The 17,212-nt window shown below is 48.9% G+C and carries 17 protein-coding genes; 8 read left to right on the top strand and 9 right to left on the bottom strand.

The genetic code is table 11. The annotated features are described in order from the left end of the window. The first annotated feature begins 40 nt into the window (after positions 1 to 40). On the top strand, positions 41 to 775 hold the full coding sequence (locus ACYVI9_RS13925; RefSeq protein WP_460765411.1) for a 4'-phosphopantetheinyl transferase family protein: 735 nt from the start codon (positions 41 to 43) through the stop codon (positions 773 to 775). Here the strand turns inward: ACYVI9_RS13925 and ACYVI9_RS13920 are convergent. The 6 genes from ACYVI9_RS13920 to nusB form a co-directional block, all read right to left on the bottom strand. Continuing rightward, the gene (locus tag ACYVI9_RS13920; protein WP_460765409.1) at positions 761 to 1,933 is read right to left on the bottom strand and encodes a glycosyltransferase family 2 protein; all 1,173 of its coding nucleotides are present in this window, start codon (positions 1,931 to 1,933) and stop codon (positions 761 to 763) included. The two genes, ACYVI9_RS13925 and ACYVI9_RS13920, sit on opposite strands and share 15 nt — an antisense overlap. 1 nt (position 1,934) lies before the next feature. Further along, positions 1,935 to 2,834 carry a glycosyltransferase family 2 protein gene (locus ACYVI9_RS13915; protein ID WP_460765407.1) on the bottom strand — a complete coding sequence of 300 codons (900 nt, stop codon included), beginning with the start codon at positions 2,832 to 2,834 and terminating at the stop codon, positions 1,935 to 1,937. Positions 2,835 to 2,854: 20 nt separating this feature from the next. Further along, positions 2,855 to 3,451 carry a dephospho-CoA kinase gene (coaE, locus tag ACYVI9_RS13910; RefSeq protein WP_460765405.1) on the bottom strand — a complete coding sequence of 199 codons (597 nt, stop codon included), beginning with the start codon at positions 3,449 to 3,451 and terminating at the stop codon, positions 2,855 to 2,857. Positions 3,452 to 3,518: 67 nt separating this feature from the next. Further along, positions 3,519 to 3,845 carry a preprotein translocase subunit YajC gene (gene yajC / locus ACYVI9_RS13905; RefSeq protein ID WP_460765403.1) on the bottom strand — a complete coding sequence of 109 codons (327 nt, stop codon included), beginning with the start codon at positions 3,843 to 3,845 and terminating at the stop codon, positions 3,519 to 3,521. A gap of 18 nt (positions 3,846 to 3,863) precedes the next feature. Next, positions 3,864 to 4,319: a DUF1573 domain-containing protein gene (locus tag ACYVI9_RS13900; protein WP_460765401.1), complete on the bottom strand. Its 456-nt coding sequence runs from the start codon at positions 4,317 to 4,319 to the stop codon at positions 3,864 to 3,866. Between the two features lie 162 nt (positions 4,320 to 4,481). Then, the gene (gene nusB, locus ACYVI9_RS13895; protein WP_460765399.1) at positions 4,482 to 5,408 is read right to left on the bottom strand and encodes a transcription antitermination factor NusB; all 927 of its coding nucleotides are present in this window, start codon (positions 5,406 to 5,408) and stop codon (positions 4,482 to 4,484) included. Positions 5,409 to 5,677: 269 nt separating this feature from the next. Between nusB and ACYVI9_RS13890 the strand changes: the two genes are divergently transcribed. From ACYVI9_RS13890 to ACYVI9_RS13875, 4 genes are all read left to right on the top strand, one after another. After that, positions 5,678 to 5,959 carry a co-chaperone GroES gene (locus ACYVI9_RS13890; RefSeq protein WP_460765397.1) on the top strand — a complete coding sequence of 94 codons (282 nt, stop codon included), beginning with the start codon at positions 5,678 to 5,680 and terminating at the stop codon, positions 5,957 to 5,959. Positions 5,960 to 6,062: 103 nt separating this feature from the next. Further along, positions 6,063 to 7,703 carry a chaperonin GroEL gene (gene groL, locus ACYVI9_RS13885; RefSeq protein ID WP_460765395.1) on the top strand — a complete coding sequence of 547 codons (1,641 nt, stop codon included), beginning with the start codon at positions 6,063 to 6,065 and terminating at the stop codon, positions 7,701 to 7,703. 228 nt (positions 7,704 to 7,931) lie between these two features. Beyond that, positions 7,932 to 9,557, top strand: a complete 1,626-nt coding sequence (locus ACYVI9_RS13880) for an ABC-F family ATP-binding cassette domain-containing protein (protein WP_460765393.1) — start codon at positions 7,932 to 7,934, stop codon at positions 9,555 to 9,557. A 201-nt stretch (positions 9,558 to 9,758) separates the two neighbouring features. Further along, positions 9,759 to 10,721, top strand: coding sequence for an SPFH domain-containing protein (locus tag ACYVI9_RS13875; RefSeq protein ID WP_460765391.1), 963 nt, complete (start codon positions 9,759 to 9,761; stop codon positions 10,719 to 10,721). A 41-nt stretch (positions 10,722 to 10,762) separates the two neighbouring features. Here ACYVI9_RS13875 and ACYVI9_RS13870 read toward each other — a convergent pair whose 3' ends face one another. Together ACYVI9_RS13870 and prmC are read right to left on the bottom strand one after the other, a co-directional pair. After that, positions 10,763 to 12,673: a gamma-glutamyltransferase family protein gene (locus ACYVI9_RS13870; RefSeq protein WP_460765389.1), complete on the bottom strand. Its 1,911-nt coding sequence runs from the start codon at positions 12,671 to 12,673 to the stop codon at positions 10,763 to 10,765. Between the two features lie 45 nt (positions 12,674 to 12,718). Next, positions 12,719 to 13,603, bottom strand: coding sequence for a peptide chain release factor N(5)-glutamine methyltransferase (gene prmC, locus ACYVI9_RS13865; protein WP_460765387.1), 885 nt, complete (start codon positions 13,601 to 13,603; stop codon positions 12,719 to 12,721). Between the two features lie 169 nt (positions 13,604 to 13,772). Here prmC and ribD point away from each other — a divergent pair, with 169 nt between their 5' ends. Both ribD and ACYVI9_RS13855 read left to right on the top strand, forming a co-directional pair. Continuing rightward, the gene (gene ribD / locus ACYVI9_RS13860; protein WP_460765385.1) at positions 13,773 to 14,834 is read left to right on the top strand and encodes a bifunctional diaminohydroxyphosphoribosylaminopyrimidine deaminase/5-amino-6-(5-phosphoribosylamino)uracil reductase RibD; all 1,062 of its coding nucleotides are present in this window, start codon (positions 13,773 to 13,775) and stop codon (positions 14,832 to 14,834) included. Beyond that, a complete protein-coding gene (locus ACYVI9_RS13855) occupies positions 14,803 to 15,417 on the top strand; it encodes an IMPACT family protein (protein ID WP_460765383.1) in 615 nt (204 codons plus the stop codon). Before ribD ends, ACYVI9_RS13855 begins: the two co-directional genes overlap by 32 nt. On the opposite strand, the gene ACYVI9_RS13850 is transcribed toward ACYVI9_RS13855, so the two are convergent. After that, entirely contained in the window at positions 15,418 to 16,518 is a 1,101-nt protein-coding gene (locus ACYVI9_RS13850; protein ID WP_460765381.1) for a lactonase family protein, read from the bottom strand. A 173-nt stretch (positions 16,519 to 16,691) separates the two neighbouring features. Between ACYVI9_RS13850 and ACYVI9_RS13845 the strand changes: the two genes are divergently transcribed. After that, positions 16,692 to 17,168 carry a hypothetical protein gene (locus ACYVI9_RS13845; protein WP_460765379.1) on the top strand — a complete coding sequence of 159 codons (477 nt, stop codon included), beginning with the start codon at positions 16,692 to 16,694 and terminating at the stop codon, positions 17,166 to 17,168. The last annotated feature ends 44 nt before the right edge of the window (positions 17,169 to 17,212 follow it).

Here is a 17,212-nt window from a genome sequence, read left to right as displayed (position 1 = left end):
ATATTTAAACTCCCGGAAATGCAGTTTTAAACAGCAGACGATGGCCATTAGTGTAGCAACCCGACATATCGAAGACGTCCATTGGGAACAGGCACTGCCTCCGGCATGCAGCAGTCAGGTCCTTCTTTTCAGTCTGGATCCGACCCAGGTGAAAGCGACCCAGGAGGCGTTGGAATCTTTGCTGGATGAACCGGAAAAACGTAAATCCCTTTCTTTCCGGCAGACGGCGGACCGGCAGCGCTACCTGGTAGCCAGGGCCGGCCTCAAGCAACTCCTGGCGAATTATGGAGGTGTTGCAGCCCGGGAAGTGAAGCTTGGGGTGGAAGCCAACGGCAAACCTTACTGGGATCAACCGGGCGTCCCACGGTTCAATATTTCACATTCGGGATCACAGGTCCTCATCGCAGTGGGGCCGCAGGATATGGGTGTGGATGTCGAAGAAGTACGGCCTCTGGAAATCAGGGAGATGCTGCAGGTCTTTTCAGCGGCAGAGCAGCGTTATATTCTTGCAACAGCGGATACCGAGCGATTTTTCCGGTTGTGGACCCGAAAGGAAGCACTCTTGAAAGCGCTGGGCACGGGCCTGGTCGATGAACTCAGTAGTTTTAATCTTATGGACGGCAGCCACCATTTCTCTTACCAACATTACTGTGGCAGTTATGACATAATGTCCCTGAAAAGTCCGGATGCCCTGCATGCCATCGCAGTTTGTGTACCCACCGGCAACCCGGTGGTCTATGTCCGGCCCGATCCGGCACAGTTATTTTCTTTTTGATTTTTCCCAGGCGGCCGATTGCCTGCCTGAAAAATACCGCCGGATGCCGGCAATAACGGCATAGTTCATCAGACAGAAATAGTAGGGGATGAAAAACAGTTTAATCTTGATTTGCCGGCTTTCCAGAAAATAACCGGCCAGTGCCAGCCCGTAAAACAGCAATTGCCCGATAAACAGCAGGTTGTAGATGGGAGGGTGGGGGCGAAACAGAATCAGCAGGTTTAATAGAAAGGCCAGGATCAGCAGGAAAGGAACAATGGTCCAGCGTAATACCCGGTGGCTGATATACTGGAAACTGAGCACCGGATGGTGAAAGGGGTTGGCGGCTTTTTTCAGCCGGAACACTGACTGTATACCGCCTGCAGCAATGCGGATTTTTCTTTTAAGCTCTTCACCGGAATTCGCTGACGCGGTTTCCATGGCAAAAGCTTCCGGCTCGTAAGCGATGATATAACCTTTTTCAGCAATCCGCATGGCAATCATATGATCGTCGATGATGGTGTCAGAAGCGACCGGCTCATACAATGCACGACGTATGCTGAACAACTCGCCAGCGGCGCCCACATTACTGTAGAGCTCATAATCCCATTTCTTGAGCGCCGACTCGTATTTCCAGTAAAATCCTTCGCCCGCAGAACTGGCATCGGCAGCGGCTTCTACCCGGATGCGTTTTTCTCCGGCGACCGCACCGACTTTTGGATTTTCATAATGACAGACCAGCCTTCTGATGGCTTCCGGGTTCAGGTAAGTATTGGCATCGGTAAAAACTACGATATCACTTTGGATCAGGGGCATGGCCCTTTTAATGGCTGCCATTTTTCCTGCCCTTTCCGGCCGGTGGAGCAATTTGATGTCCTCATGTGCTGCTATCTTATCAGGCGTGCTGTCGGAAGATCCGTCGGTAACAAATACAATTTCGAGCAAACCTGCCGGATAGTCCAGCTCCCGGCTGTTTTTAATTTTCTCCTCGATATAATCCTGCTCATTATACGCGGCAATCAGCAGGGTAACCGAAGGCCAGTCAGTTGCCGGTTCCCGCAGGACATGACGCTGCGCCCCAAAAATACGCTTCACTTGAAGCAGGACATAAACCAGCAGCCCGTAGCCGGCGAAAGCATAGAATATCAGCAGTACAGCAATCCAGAAAATCAGGGTCATTTCAATTTGGTTTTGGATGGGGGGAATGGGTTAGATGCCAGCACAGTCCCCGGAGACTGGCAGTTACCAGGTCACGGCGTCCTGATTTCAGATAGCTAAAAAGTTGTTTGGGCATCGCCATACCCAGGTAATAGATACTGAAAATAAAAGACGTCAGCCAACCGGTATTTTTCCGGATAAACAGCCAGCGGTTCCGGGTCATATAATATGCTTTGATGGGACTCTGCCGGCCGACACTCATAGATTCCTTATGAAAGATTTCAGTTCGGCCGGTAAACCAGCTTTTTTTCCCCGCTCTTCTGAATTTTTCGCTCCAGTCCAGTTCCTCATAATACAGAAAATACGATTCGTCCATCAGGCCGGCGATTTCCAGGTCACTGCGGCGGCACATCACTGCTGCGCCATGACAGAATCCGGTCTCCCTGCTGTCCTGGCGAAATTGTCCCTGATCGGTCTCCATGGCACCAATGCCCCGGTTGCGGCAGGTATAATAATTCATATGGGTAAAGCCGGCATATTGTATGACAGAAGGCTGTTCAAAATATTTGATCAAAGGGGAAAGCAGACCGATCTCGGGATGCTGGTCCATTTCCTGCAACAAGATTTCCAGAAAATTGGGCGACAGCTCGGTATCATTATTCAATAACAGGATATACGCACCCCTTGCCTGACGGATCCCCAGATTATTGCCGCCGGCGAAACCCAGGTTTTCGGGAGAATGCAGGTAGATCAGTTCCGGATAGGCGGCTTCAAAATTTGCCCGGTGATCTTCTGTAGGCGCATTGTCCACCAGAATGATTTCCGCAGCTGCAGCGGGGATATGCTTTCGGACTGATTCCAGAAATTCAACAGTAACCTTTGGTTGGTTGTAATTGACCGTTATGATGGAGGTAAGGGCCATAGTTTGCGAAGATAATGGCTTTAAGTCAGTTCTGCAGCCCGCGCCAGCAATTGTTCGTGCAGTTGAACGACCTGGGGAATAACAGGCCGGAGCCCATCATTTTCAATGATATACCTGCATCGCTGCATTTTTTCCGACTCGTCCATCTGTCGGGCCATACGGCTGCGTACTTCGGCTTCAGTCAGGGCGGAGCGTTGCATGGTACGCTGTATCCGTAAGGCTTCGGGGGCCCAAACGCCAATTACATCATCGAGGTGAATCTCGCTGCCGGTTTCAAAAATAATGGCGGCTTCTTTCAGGCCATACGGAGCCTGTAGCTGTTCAAACCAGCTGACGGAATCCTGAATGGTTGCGGGATGGAGGATTTGATTGAGTTGTTCTAACTGTTCCGGATCGCTAAAAACAGCAGCAGCCAGGAAAGCCCGGTCGGGCGCTTCATCCTTGTAGGCCTGAGCACCGAAGACCGAAATTATCTTTCTACGGATATCCCGGTCTTCCCGCATCAGGCGTTTGGCCGCACTGTCGGCATCATATACCGGTACGCCCAGCGTAGAAAAAATTTTGGCAATGGTTGTTTTACCACTGCCAATACCGCCTGTGAGGCCAATTTTTAACATCTTGAACTATATTGTCAACCCTGGCTGGATCAGCCGATCCAGCCAGGGTTACCGAAACTCCGCAAATTTATTTTGCGGCGGCTTCCGGCTTATTGATTTGCTTGGTCCATTCCAGGCTTACTGCAGATTTTTCAATCTTGATGTAATTGCCCGGGCTGATTTCCATATTCAGGGTGCCGTCCTCATTCACCTGCTGGATTTTGCCATGTATGCCGGCGATGGTTACAATTTTTTCCCCTTTCTGGAGGTTCTCCAGGAATTTTTTCTGATCCTTTGCTTTTTTCGCCTGAGGGCGGATAAAAAACAACCAAAATACCAGGATCATACCCACCAGAAAGATGAGCTGAAAAGATCCTGCGCCTGTCTGTCCTTGTAAAATGTATATATCTGTCATTCTTTGATTTGTTTTTATTTATTTGGTGACGTTTACTTTAAAAGTCAGTGTATACTGGGTAAAAGGTTTGGTATTGGCGGTAACAATGACCGTCTTGGTATGGGCGCCGGCGCTTTGGCTGGCGCTGTTGAATTTGGCGATAATCTTTTCTTCTTTGCCTGGTAAAATCGGGGCTTCGGGCTTGTCTGCTACGGTGCAGCCACAGCCGGGTTCCACACTGGCTATAATTAAAGGTTTGTCGCCGGTATTTTTTACAACAAACGGAATTTCAACAACTTCTCCTTCTTTGACATCACCCAGGTCTTTATAAGTTGAATCTACCCATTCCACAGTTGTAAAACTGGCAGAATCTTTCAGGGCTTCCTGTTTCAGGGAATCGGTCAACGGGCCGTCTGAAGCTCCCCGGCCGGTTTCACTGCTGCCGCAGGCTGCCCAGCCGAGGGCTGCTGCAAATACAAAGATTAATGGTTTCATTTTATTGGATTATACTGAAATTAAAAATCTGATTTTAATTGTGTTCTACGTCTAATGACAGACGCGAATGTATTACAAAATACTTCAAAATCAGAGAATACAGGATCAAATTTCCGGTAGCCGCCTGCTTGTTTCTTCTCGGGACCGGGTCATTGGTTGCTGTCAGGCTTTTCTGAAATCCTTTTTATTCAGTTTACCTTCCTGGGTCAGTTCCTTATGGATATTGTCCAGGATACCATTTACAAAATGGCCACTCTGTGCCGTACTGTATTCTTTGGCCAGGTCGATATATTCATTGATGGTAACTTTCGGAGGGATGGTTTCAAAATAAAGAAACTCCGCCACGCCCATTTTCATCAGTACCATGTCCAGTAAGGCGATTCTTTCAGGATCCCAGTTTTTTAATTTGGGCTTGATCAGGGAAAGCAGGTAGGCTTCCTTGTCCAGTACGGTACTGAGCAGGTCCCGGGCAAACTTTTTCTTATCGGCGCTAATGATTTCTGCATAACTGCCGCTGGCAGGCTTGCGCAAAATACCGGCAACCAGCTGGGCTACCATATCTCCATCGTCATTCCAGTTGCTGTATTGTTCTTCCACAGTTGAAATAAAATCTTCATTGGCCAGCATCAGATCGTTGAAAATGAATTCAAAAATCTTCTTTTCTTCCTGCAGATTGGATCCGCCTGACTGAATATAGGACTGGTATTCGGGAGTAGCCACCAGTTGCAGGTATATCTTTCTTACCAGTTCCTCATCGATCTGATGGGCTATTTTTTCTGATTTCAGTGCTTCTTTATATTCTTCCTGCTCCAGAATCTGCCAGAGCAGCCCGCTTCCTGCCAGTTTGGTATTGACGTTCAGGTCGTTTTCCGTCGGAATGTATTTATGAGATTTTCGGAAGGCGTCCTTTTCTGCGTAGCGGGCGATGTCGGTTAAAAAGCAGACCAGGTAGACCAGCAGCGACCGGGTTTGATTGAAATGCTGGGCCAGGATTTTCTGCGGATCAAGGGGACGGTCACTATCCAGACTGGCCGTATAGGCATAAAGTGTTTGCATCACTTTAGCCCTTATATTTCTTCTGCTAATCATTGAATCAAGAACTGTTTTTTCAGGCGGCGAAGATAAGGGATTCTGGGTTGTCGCCGCCATCCCTGGGGCATAATTTCCCCCACGCTCCGGGACAGAAAATTGCCAACTTGTCAAAATTTTAGCGTCAAACTTTGTCAATTGGTTCATAAAACTGAAAAAATAGCACTAAATCTGTCTGTGGCATATTATTTACTCTACATTTGCCGACCCTAAATTATTAGGGTGACAATTTTCTCGTAAACCTCAAAATTTTATAAAACGATACAATTATGGCGAAGAAATCCAACATTACCCCTTTACATGACAGGGTAATCGTGAAACCCGCAGCTGCCGAAGAAAAGACTGCAGGCGGCATCATCATTCCTGACACCGCAAAAGAGAAGCCCCAGCGTGGCACTGTCGTCGCTGCCGGCCCAGGGAAAAAAGACGAACCGGTATCGGTGAAACCAGGCGATACCGTTTTATATGGGAAATATTCCGGTACAGAAATTCAGCTGGACGGTCAGGATTTACTGATTATGCGGGAAAGCGATATCCTGGCAATCATATAGATCCGGTAATATTCTTTTACAAAGATTTTCTAAAAGGGCCTTAACCATGAACTGCCCGGCAGTCAGCCCTTATCATTAAATAGTAAAAATTAAAGTCAATAAAATGGCAAAACAACTTTTCTTTGATATAGAAGCAAGGAATAAAATGAAAAAAGGCGTGGATGCTTTAGCGAACGCCGTAAAGGTAACATTAGGACCCAAGGGTCGTAACGTCGTCATAGAGAAAAAATTTGGTGCACCTGCGATAACCAAAGATGGTGTTACCGTAGCAAAAGAGATCGAACTGGAAGATGCAATTGAGAATATGGGTGCTCAGATGGTGAAGGAAGTTGCTTCCAAAACTGCCGATATTGCAGGTGACGGTACGACTACCGCAACTGTTCTGGCGCAATCCATTATCAGCGAAGGTCTTAAAATGGTCGCCGCCGGCGCCAATCCAATGGACCTGAAACGCGGTATTGATAAAGCCGTGTCACTGGTAGTTGAAAACCTGAAAGCACAAAGCCAGACCGTAGGCAGCGATGGTAAAAAAATCCAGCAAGTGGCATCCATCTCTGCGAATAATGATGAAACTATCGGTAAACTGATTGCGGAAGCATTTGCCAAAGTAGGTAAAGAAGGGGTGATCACCGTGGAAGAAGCCAAAGGTACTGATACGACGGTAGATGTAGTTGAAGGTATGCAGTTCGATCGCGGTTATATTTCTCCTTATTTCGTGACCAACAGCGAAAAGATGGAAGCGGAATTGCAGAATCCTTATATCCTGATCTACGACAAAAAGATCAGCGCCATGAAGGATATTCTGGGTATACTGGAAAAAGTAGCGCAAAGCGGTCGTCCCCTGGTCATCCTGGCGGAGGACCTGGAAGGTGAAGCCCTGGCTACCCTGGTGGTTAACAAACTGCGCGGTACTTTGAAAGTTGCTGCTGTAAAAGCTCCTGGTTTTGGCGACAGAAGAAAAGAAATGCTGCAGGATATCGCTATTCTTACCGGTGGTACTGTAATCAGCGAAGACATGGGTCACAAACTGGAAGCTGCTGATATCAGCGCTTTGGGAACAGCTGCTTCTATTACTATTGACAAGGACAACACTATCATAGTGGGTGGAAAAGGTAAAAAAGCTGATATTACCGGTCGGGTGAATCAGATTAAAGCCCAGATCGAAACCACCAGTTCCGATTACGATAAAGAAAAATTACAGGAGCGCCTGGCGAAACTGAGCGGAGGTGTTGCAGTTCTTTATGTAGGGGCTGCTACAGAAGTGGAAATGAAGGAGAAAAAGGATCGCGTGGATGATGCACTGCATGCAACCCGTGCCGCTGTTCAGGAAGGTATCGTTCCTGGTGGTGGTGTGGCTTATATCCGTGCCGTTGATGCATTGGATGTAAAAGTAAAAGGTCAGATCCAGGATGAGCAAACCGGTATGGCCATCGTGAAACGTGCCCTGGAAGAGCCCATCCGCACCCTGACGATCAATGCAGGAATCGATGGTTCCATTGTGGTACAGAAAATCAAGGATGGCAAAGGCGATTACGGTTTCAACGCCCGGACAGAAACTTACGAGAACCTGTTCAAGGCCGGTGTAATTGATCCGACCAAAGTGAGCCGTGTAGCACTGGAAAACGCTGCCTCTATCGCAGGTATGCTGCTGACCACTGAATGTGTGGTAGCGGACAAACCGGAACCCAAAGCCGCAGCGCCAGCAATGCCTGGTGGTCCGGATATGGGCGGTATGGGTTATTAATAAAATCCGACAGCCTTTCCGAAGCGCTGTTACCGTTGAACAGACTGAAAGTCCCGTTTCCCATGGAAGCGGGACTTTTTTTGGACCCTGGTCCAATAAGGGCCTTCAATGCTTTCCTGTTCGTAAATGCTGTTGAAAGCCGGAAACTTGCCGAGGTTTTAGCCACCAGTCTCGGCAGTCTTGGGGGTTTCGCTTACCTTTGCAGCCTTAAAAATAAAGGAGTAATTCATGATTAGTGTAAAGGACCTGAAGCTGGCATATGGCAAGCGTGTTTTGTTTGAGGATGTAAACCTCAATTTTACCAAAGGCAATTGTTACGGTGTTATTGGCGCCAATGGAGCCGGGAAATCCACTTTTTTGAAAATACTGAGCGGTGAGATTGAACCCAATAAAGGGACGGTATCGATTACACCGGGGGAACGTATGGCGGTATTAAAGCAGAATCAGTTCGAGTTTGATGAGCAGACAGTGCTGAATACCGTACTGATGGGACATAAGAAAATGTGGGATACCGTGCAGCTCCGGGATGCCATTTATACCAATCCCGACGCAACGGAGGATGATTATATGAAGGCCGCCCAACTGGAGGCGGAATACGGAGAAATGGGCGGTTATGAAAGCGAGAGTGACGCTGCAGCCTTTCTGAACGGACTGGGGGTGACAGATGAGATGCACCAGATGTTGATGAAGGACATTCCTTCCAATATGAAAGTCCGGGTGTTGTTGGCCCAGTCCCTGTTCGGCAATCCCGATATCTTATTGCTGGATGAGCCGACCAACGGCCTCGATATTGAAACCATCGGCTGGCTGGAGAATTTTCTGGCCGAATATGAAAATATCGTACTGGTCGTAAGTCATGACCGTCACTTTCTGGATGCCGTCTGTACCCATGTGGCGGATGTAGACCGTCAGAAAATCAAGATTTTTACCGGGAACTATTCTTTCTGGTATGAAAGTTCCCAGCTGATGGCCCGTCAGATTGCGGACAAGAACAAGAAAATGGAAGAAAAACGCAAGGACCTGCTGGACTTCATTGCCCGGTTTAGTGCGAATGCTTCCAAGAGCAAGCAGGCGACCAGCCGGAAGAAAGCCCTCGAAAAACTCAATTTTGAGGAAATCGAACCCAGCTACCGCAAGTATCCGGGTATTATTTTTCAGCCCCTGCGTGAAGTCGGCAACCAGATTCTGAACGTGGAAAAGCTTAAAGCAACTACCGAGGACCGGATATTATTTGATGAGGTCAGTTTCAGTGTGAATAAAGGGGATAAGATCGCCATTATTTCGAAGGACCCGCTGGCAGTGACCCAGTTTTTTGAGATTATCAATGGTGACGCTCAGGCACAGGCCGGCAGTTTTGAATGGGGAACCACGGTAACTTCGGCTTACCTGCCGATTGAGAACAGTAAGTATTTTACCGAAGGCCTGAACCTGATGGACTGGCTGCGTCAATTTGTACCGCCGCATGAGACCGATGTGGACGAGCCTTTTCTGCGGGGTTTTCTGGGCAAAATGCTTTTCAGCGGTGAAGATGTAATGAAAAAGACCAATGTGTTGAGCGGGGGAGAAAAAGTGCGTTGTATGATTTCTAAAATGATGCTCCAAAGCCCCAATGTCATTGTCCTGGATCAGCCCACCAACCACCTGGATCTGGAAAGCATCCAGAGTTTCAACGAACAATGTACGGTATATAATGGGATCGTGCTGTTGACCAGTCATGACCACACTTTTATGCAAACGGTGGCCAACCGTATCATTGAACTGACGCCTAAGGGCATTATTGACCGGCTGAGCAGTTTTGATGAGTACCTGGAAGACGAAAGGGTAAAACAGCAGCGTGGTGTGCTTTATGCTTAAATCAGGTAGCGATCGAACAAGTAATCAGCGGAGCATTTGCTTCGCTTTTTTTTGAAGTACCGTAACCGTTCTCAATGAACTACTATGTGTTCAGAGGAGACTATTGGGTAAAGAACCAGTTGTAAGTAACAGCGGTAAAAAACCGAAGGAGTTTGGTTAAAGAGCCGGACAATCCATTAACTTTATGGAAATTGAAAAATCATGATTAATCTGTTAAGTTACTGGTGGGTAGTCGTCCTGGCCATCATTTTTTTCAGCGGTCTGTTTACGGTCAATCAGGGCTATATTGGCGTGGTGACGATGTTCGGGAAATACCAGCGGATCGCCCGACCCGGACTCCGGTTTAAAATTCCGCTAATCGAACAGTTGTTCAGAAAGGTCTCGATACAGAACCGGTCAGTAGAACTGGAATTCCAGGCCGTTACCCAGGATCAGGCCAATGTGTATTTTAAATCGATGTTGTTGTTCGCTGTCCAAAATGAAACTGAGGATACGATCAAAAAGGTCGCTTTTAAGTTTATTAGTGAACGGGACCTGATGCAGGCTTTAATCAAGACCATTGAAGGGAATGTCAGGGCTTTTGTAGCGACCAAGAAACAGGCGGAAGTGCTGGGACTGCGCCGTGAAATCGTGCAATATGTTAAAGTGGAGATCGATCAGACCCTGGAAGAATGGGGCTATCACCTGCAGGACCTGCAGATCAATGATATTACTTTCGATAAAATGATCCTGGATTCAATGAGCAAGGTAGTGGCGAGTAACAACCTGAAAGCCGCTGCTGAAAATGAAGGGCAGGCTCTGCTCATTACCAAGACCAAGTCCGCAGAAGCAGAAGGAAATGCCATCAAGATCAGTGCGGAGGCAGAACGGGAAGCCGCCCGGTTAAGAGGGCAGGGGATCGCCCTGTTTCGGGAAGAGGTTGCCAAAGGGATGTCTTCAGCAGCCGAGGAATTACGGCAGGCCAATCTGGATACCAATTTTATTTTGTTCAGCATGTGGACTGAAGCCATTAAAAACTTTGCAGAATATGGCAGTGGCAATGTAATCTTCCTGGATGGTAGTACCGAAGGAATGGAAAAGACCATGCATCAGTTCCAGGCCCTGATGATGCGGCCGGCCGGGATGCGGGACTTCCCGCCGCCACAACCAGGCACCCAGGGGTAAATTTTTTAAGCAGCTTTCGGGCTGCTTTTTTTATGAATCGGCTACCAGCCGATGCCATAATCTTCGCCATTATTACTGCTGGCGCCCCAGAATGTGCCGTGTTGCCGGTCGAAAAAAATCGCATTGATAGGCCCGCTGGTCCGGTCCCCGATCTGTAACTGGTAACCCATTTTTTCAAGGGCCTGGCGGGTAGCCGGCGGGCTGTTCCGGGAGATCAGTATGCTTCCTGGCCGGGGCAGTCGATCCTCAAGGCGGCTGCCGCCCAGTGACAACCAGAGTTGGTTGCTATTGAAGTTGGCCGCTTCGGCGGCCTGCTGGGCGGTCATGCCGAAAAGGGTGACGTTCAGAAAAAACTGTAGCAGGTTCTGCTCCTGGGTATCGCCACCCTGAACCGCGAAAGAAAGATAAGGGTGCCCTTCCTTCAGGGCCAGACCGGGGGTCAGCGTCACCCGGGGTCTTTTGCCGGGTGCGACCACATTGAAGGGATTGATGAGCGAGTCCAGGACAAAGCTTTGCATGCGTTGACTCATGCCAATCCCGGTCCTACCGGCGATACAGGCAGGAATCCAGCCACCACTGGGGGTTACCGAGACCACCCAGCCTTCCTCGTCCGCTGCCTCGATGCTGGTAGTACCCCGCCAGAGCCGCTCCTGATAAAGGCTGTCATCAATTCGGCGTTTGCTGTTTTGCCGGAAACTGGTGGCATCATGAGCGGGTACAAACTGATCGGGTTGTTGGTCTCCTGACGGTGCAGTAAGCGCGCGTCGACGCGATAACAAATCCCCGAATGGATTTTTCCCGCCTTCAAAAGGGTAGGGGTCGCCAGGCAAGAACCGGTTGATCATGGCCGCCGTATCAATAGCTGCTGCCCGCTGCTTTGCATATGCCTTGCTCAGCAGTCCGTGGATCGGTATTTTTCCAAAAGCCGGATCTCCATAGTAGAAATCCCGATCTGCGAATGCCAGTCCCATGGCCTGATAAAGGGTGTTTATATAGGCTGGAGAATTGTATCCCATTTTTTTGAGATCAAAATTTTCCAGCATATTCAGGCTTTGCAGCATCGAAGGTCCCTGGGTCCAGGCCTGCAACTTATAGACATCAATGCCTTTGTAATTAATATGAAGGGGGGATTCTTCCAAAGGCTGCCAGCGGGCCAGGTCTTCCATCCGGATCAGGCCACCCTGCTCTTGACAGCCCCTTACAAATTCCCTTGCAATGTCCCCCTTATAGAAGCGATCGTAAGCAGCCTGAATTGCTTCGGTTCTGCTTTTACCTTCCTGTAAGGCCTGGCGCTCTGCTTCCACCAGCCGGTTTAAAGTATTAAGGAGATCCTTCTGTACGAAAATTTCACCGGGCTGTGGTGCCTGCCTTGCCGAATCCGCATGCACTAGAAAAACCTGTTTGCTATAGGGCCATTGGGCAATCAACCGGCGATTGCGCTCAATACTATTGGCGGTCTGGGCTTCCATGGGATAACCGGCGGCCATTTCCAGGGCGGGGGCGAGCACCTCTTCCAGTCGCAATGTCCCGTATCGGGATAGCATCAGACAGAGACCTCCAAATGTTCCGGGCGTGACAGCCGCCAGTGGTCCGTATTCCGGAGGGAACAGGTAACCCCGGTTTTTGAAAAATGCGGGTGTTGCACCTGTTGGGGCCACTCCCAACGCATTAATGGCAATGACTTTTTTTGTTTTCGGGTTAAATATCAATGCCTGGGTTTCGCCGCCCCAGCTCAATACATCCCACATGGTACAGGTCGCAGCCAGCATGGCACAGGCCGCATCTACCGCATTGCCGCCCTGCTGAAAGATCATAGCTCCTGCCGTGGCAGCCAGGGGTTTACCGGTAATCGCCATCCAGTGCCGGCCATGCAGGGGTGGTTTCTGGGTGCGTTGTGCCTGAACGCCAGGCAGGGTCAATAGCATCAGAATCAATAAGAAAAAGCTGCGCATCGTAATTGATTTTAGGGTTTTGCATTTGCTGAAGCCAGCAACAGACTATCTTTTATTTGGAGGATCAGAGCTAGCGGTTTTCCGCGCCCGGATCATACGGTCCATTCCCTGAAGGTCCTGACGTAGGGTTACCTCGAAACCGGCATCGATAAAAACTTCCTGCACCGCTGAGGCCTGGTTCGTGTCTATTTCCACATAAATCAGTCCTCCTTCAGGTAATCTTGTTTTCCCGTCCAGGGCCAGTGCCCGATAGAAAATCAGGGGATTATCGTTTTTTACAAATAGCGCTGTATGGGGCTCGTAGGCCAATACATGCGCTGCCATCATGGCCTGATCTTTTTCAGGAATATAGGGTGGATTACTGATCATAATATCTGCGGCAGGCAGCCGGTGCCGGCGCTCCGAGGCATCGAGATAATCCAGCTCCAGGAAGAGAATATCTGCTTTCAATTGTCGCGCATTCCGACGGGCTACTTCGAGTGCCCCCGCACTGATATCACAGCTGGTCAGGGTAGCGGAAGGAATTTTCCTTTTCAGTATAATCGGAATGCAGCCACTGCCGGATCCCACATCCAAAATATTCAGTCCTGTTTTTGTGCCCTGCTCTCTGATCACCCAGTCCACCAGTTCTTCGGTTTCGGGTCTTGGAATGAGTACCTGCTTATTGACATAGAAGGGACTGTCATAAAACCAGGCTTCTTCCAGGATATATTGCACCGGCTCCCCACGCAGCAGCCGTTGCCGGATGGCTTCCAGTTTTTCCTGAAAACTGTCATCTGGAAGAAAATGCGCCGATGGCCGGCTTCTATAAGGTGCCCCTGTAAGGGCGGCGAGTACCAGGTGCCAGATATTTTGCGCTTCACCTGCCTCGTAGACCGGTAAGAGTGATGCGATGAATCTGCTTTGTAATGTGGGCAGTGGATTTGTCATTGACTGTTGCAAACTTAAAGCATCCCGGTGTTTTTGAGGCCAAAGTGGGCAGCGGGTGATGGAAAATCTTATTAAATAATACCGTTCAGTGCCGCAAAACAGGAAGAACCGAATCAGACCTGTTTAGATTACATTTGCAGGAATGCCATCCGACAAAGACCTTATTTATATGCATCGTTGCCTCCAACTCGCCCGGCTGGGGGGAGCGGCCGTGGCTCCCAATCCCATGGTGGGGGCGGTGCTGGTCTATGAAGACCGGATTATCGGTGAAGGTTACCATCAGTACTATGGTGGTCCCCATGCTGAACCCAACTGCATCGAACAGGCAATGCAGCAACAGCCCGATAAAATTGCGGAGTCAACGCTGTACGTATCCCTGGAGCCCTGTGCACATCATGGTAAAACACCGCCTTGTGCGGATCTGATCATCCGTCACCGGATACCACGGGTCGTCATTGGATGCCGGGATCGTTTCGAGCAGGTGGACGGGCGGGGCATTGCTAAACTCAAAGCGGCAGGCATCGAGGTTACGGTAGGTATATTGGAGTCAGAAGCCCGGGAATTGAATAAAGCTTTCTTTACTTTTCATCAACAGCAGCGACCTTATATCATTCTCAAATGGGCCCAGACCGCTAATGGATTTATCGGCGGCCCCTCTGATCAACGATTACGCATCAGCGATCCCCTCACCAATCGAAAGGTTCATCAATGGCGTAGTGCAGTAGCGGCAATTATGGTAGGCGCCAATACCGCGGATCAGGACGATCCGTTATTGGACAACCGGCATTGGTTCGGACCCGCACCCAAAAAAATATTGCTGGATCCCCGCCTGAGGGTACCTCCGGACCGGCGTCTATTTCATCAGGGGACCGATACCCTGGTTTTCAACACCCTCAAGGACGCCATTCAGGGCGCCGTACTTTATCTGAAAGTCGAGCAGGATCATTACCTGTCCGGTGTCCTTCGGGAATTATACCAACACCAGATTCAATCGGTACTGGTGGAAGGCGGACGGATGGTATTGCAATCTTTCATTGATGCAGGTATCTGGGATGAAGCCCGGGTGATTTCCAACCCGGGGCTCATCTTGGCCGAAGGTATACCCGCGCCACGACTGCGGCAGGGACTGCCCATCGGTCAGGAACAGTCCGCCGGAGATTTTATTCATTACTATAAAAACCAGCACAACGGATATATAAATGGAGATACCGGATTATTACAATACGATTGAAAATTCAGGTGAGGCGGTGTTCAGAGACCGGGGTAGCCGGTTTATTGCCCGGGCCATCCCCATAAAATCCGCGGCACAGGTCAAGACCCAGTTGGCGGCCGTTAAACAGGAATATCCAAAAGCCAGTCATTACTGCTTTGCCTGGCGCCTGGGGATCGACGGTCAACAGTTTCGTGTCAACGATGACGGAGAACCTTCCGGATCTGCCGGTCGACCGATTCTGGGTCAGATAGACAGTCGGGGCGTCACCGACCTGTTGATTGTAGTTGTCCGTTATTTCGGAGGCACCCTGCTGGGTGTACCCGGCCTGATCAATGCCTATAAATCTGCGGCCGCCATGGCCTTACAGGTTACGCCGCTGGTGCGCAAAGCCGTACTTATTAAATACGAACTCCAGTTCGACTATACAAGGATGAATGATATAATGATCATCATCCGGCAGTTCGACTGTGAAATCCTGGCTCAGGAAATGCAGCTTTTTTGCATGATGCAAATCGGCATTCCCAGGTATCGCTTAACGGAGACCCTGAGAAGACTGGAGGACCTGCAAGGGTTGACAATTACCGCATCAAAAATCAGCTGATCAGGGGGCATTGACAAAACGAATGCAGACAGGTGATCCCACCTGGATCGACTTGCCGGTGGGTGTCAGCATTCCTGATTTTTTGTCAATCCGGAAAATATGAATATCGTCTGATTTCTGGTGGGCGGCCAGTAAAAACTGACCAGTAGGGTCGATGGCAAAATTGCGCGGGAAATTTCCGCCGCTGGCTACTGCATCCAGGTATCGGATACGGCCGGTTGCTGCCTCGACCCCGTAGATCTGAATCGTACTATTACTGCGTTGGGACGTATACAGAAAACGGCCATCAGGCGAAAGATGAATATCGGCACCAGCTGCGGATTCATTCGCAGGCAGGTTCTGTTCCCGCTGGAGAAAAGTCAGTTTTCCCTCAGTTACTTTAAATACATCAACACCACCGCCCATTTCTTCGATCAGGTACGCGAATTGACCATCGTCTGAAAAAGTAATATGTCGGGGTCCTTTTCCGGGTGCAACTGCTGCATAAAAACTATGGGCAGTATCCAGTTGTCCGGTGCCGGCATCAAAGGGATAGATCATCACCCTGTCAAGTCCGAGATCAGGTACATAGAGGAACCGGTTATCCTGGGAGATATAGGTGCAGTGCACATGAGGACTTTCCTGACGACTTTTATCCGGTCCGGAACCTTTATGCTGGATGACCTGTTGTAAGGAACCGATACGGCCGTCGGCATTGATGGCATGTACGGACAAACTGCCTGAGGAGTAATTGCCACTAAATAGCCATTTATTACTACGATCCAAACTGATATAACAGGGAGCCGCTCCCTGGCTGCCAGCACTGTTTAGCGGCCGGAGTTCGCCCTTTTTCGTATTAAACGCAAAAGCCGAAATACTTCCGGTATCGGACTCATTTACACTATACACAAATTTTTTATCGGTACTAATGGTTAAAAAGGAAGGATCGCTGCTGCTGATTTCACTAACGGGGCTTGCGGCGCCATTGCGTGTGTCCAGTTCAAAGACATAGATACCCTGACTCGGGCTGTTATGGGTATATGTACCGACTATGAAAGTCTGTTTTTGTGCCTGCATGACAAAGCTTATCGCAGAAAAGATGAGGATTAATAAAAAACGCATTTAATAAAGATACGGCCATCCGGGTAAAAAAATATGAAAAGAGCCGGCTGCCGGAATACTGGGGTGCCGGCGGACTTTACAAGTTCTTTAACAGTTGTTAGCAAACCGTTAGGAGCGTAGCATAATCTATATAATGAACAAACAATTTTAAAGAACTACTAAACGCTATAAAGATGAAAAAAATACTTACCATATCGTTTGCGCTGATAGCAGGCATGATGTTACTGGCCAGTTGTACCAAGCGGCATTATTATGATGATGATTATAATAATGGTGGAACAGAAGATGCTTTTGTATATGAATATGCAGATGAATTCTTCACCGTACAATTTGACCGTGATGGCCGTTTTGCAGTCCTGGAAAGTCTGGATGATGTCTCATACTGGCCCGAACTGGATGAGTTGATCCGTGGTAATTTCGGCGTGGGCAGAAAAAGGGTCTATAATGTAGATGCAGGATTTAATATGAATGTACGGGTGATTGAAACCAATATCCGCTCCGATATCGAAGCGCAGGATGCACTGGATTATTATTATTTCCAACGCTATGGTGAATATCCGGAATTTGGTGCTGCCAAATCTAATCTGAAGCTCAAGAATGGCCGCCAGAAAATCAACCTTAGTAAAAGACAGGGTGCAACCATCAAGTAATAAAGTGTAGTATATCCGTTCTCTATAATGTAAAATGGGTTGCG

Source organism: Niabella terrae (assembly GCF_054783135.1).
The sequence above is the reverse complement of the archived record's forward strand: the minus strand, read 5'-3'. Positions and strand labels throughout refer to the sequence as shown.

Coding starts and splice junctions, on each gene's coding strand:
- ACYVI9_RS13925 (WP_460765411.1), top strand. CDS start 41: ATGGCCATTAGTGTAGCAACCCGACATATCGAAGACGTCCATTGGGAA.
- ACYVI9_RS13920 (WP_460765409.1), bottom strand. CDS start 1,933: ATGACCCTGATTTTCTGGATTGCTGTACTGCTGATATTCTATGCTTTC.
- ACYVI9_RS13915 (WP_460765407.1), bottom strand. CDS start 2,834: ATGGCCCTTACCTCCATCATAACGGTCAATTACAACCAACCAAAGGTT.
- coaE (WP_460765405.1), bottom strand. CDS start 3,451: ATGTTAAAAATTGGCCTCACAGGCGGTATTGGCAGTGGTAAAACAACC.
- yajC (WP_460765403.1), bottom strand. CDS start 3,845: ATGACAGATATATACATTTTACAAGGACAGACAGGCGCAGGATCTTTT.
- ACYVI9_RS13900 (WP_460765401.1), bottom strand. CDS start 4,319: ATGAAACCATTAATCTTTGTATTTGCAGCAGCCCTCGGCTGGGCAGCC.
- nusB (WP_460765399.1), bottom strand. CDS start 5,408: ATGATTAGCAGAAGAAATATAAGGGCTAAAGTGATGCAAACACTTTAT.
- ACYVI9_RS13890 (WP_460765397.1), top strand. CDS start 5,678: ATGGCGAAGAAATCCAACATTACCCCTTTACATGACAGGGTAATCGTG.
- groL (WP_460765395.1), top strand. CDS start 6,063: ATGGCAAAACAACTTTTCTTTGATATAGAAGCAAGGAATAAAATGAAA.
- ACYVI9_RS13880 (WP_460765393.1), top strand. CDS start 7,932: ATGATTAGTGTAAAGGACCTGAAGCTGGCATATGGCAAGCGTGTTTTG.
- ACYVI9_RS13875 (WP_460765391.1), top strand. CDS start 9,759: ATGATTAATCTGTTAAGTTACTGGTGGGTAGTCGTCCTGGCCATCATT.
- ACYVI9_RS13870 (WP_460765389.1), bottom strand. CDS start 12,673: ATGCGCAGCTTTTTCTTATTGATTCTGATGCTATTGACCCTGCCTGGC.
- prmC (WP_460765387.1), bottom strand. CDS start 13,603: ATGACAAATCCACTGCCCACATTACAAAGCAGATTCATCGCATCACTC.
- ribD (WP_460765385.1), top strand. CDS start 13,773: ATGCATCGTTGCCTCCAACTCGCCCGGCTGGGGGGAGCGGCCGTGGCT.
- ACYVI9_RS13855 (WP_460765383.1), top strand. CDS start 14,803: ATGGAGATACCGGATTATTACAATACGATTGAAAATTCAGGTGAGGCG.
- ACYVI9_RS13850 (WP_460765381.1), bottom strand. CDS start 16,518: ATGCGTTTTTTATTAATCCTCATCTTTTCTGCGATAAGCTTTGTCATG.
- ACYVI9_RS13845 (WP_460765379.1), top strand. CDS start 16,692: ATGAAAAAAATACTTACCATATCGTTTGCGCTGATAGCAGGCATGATG.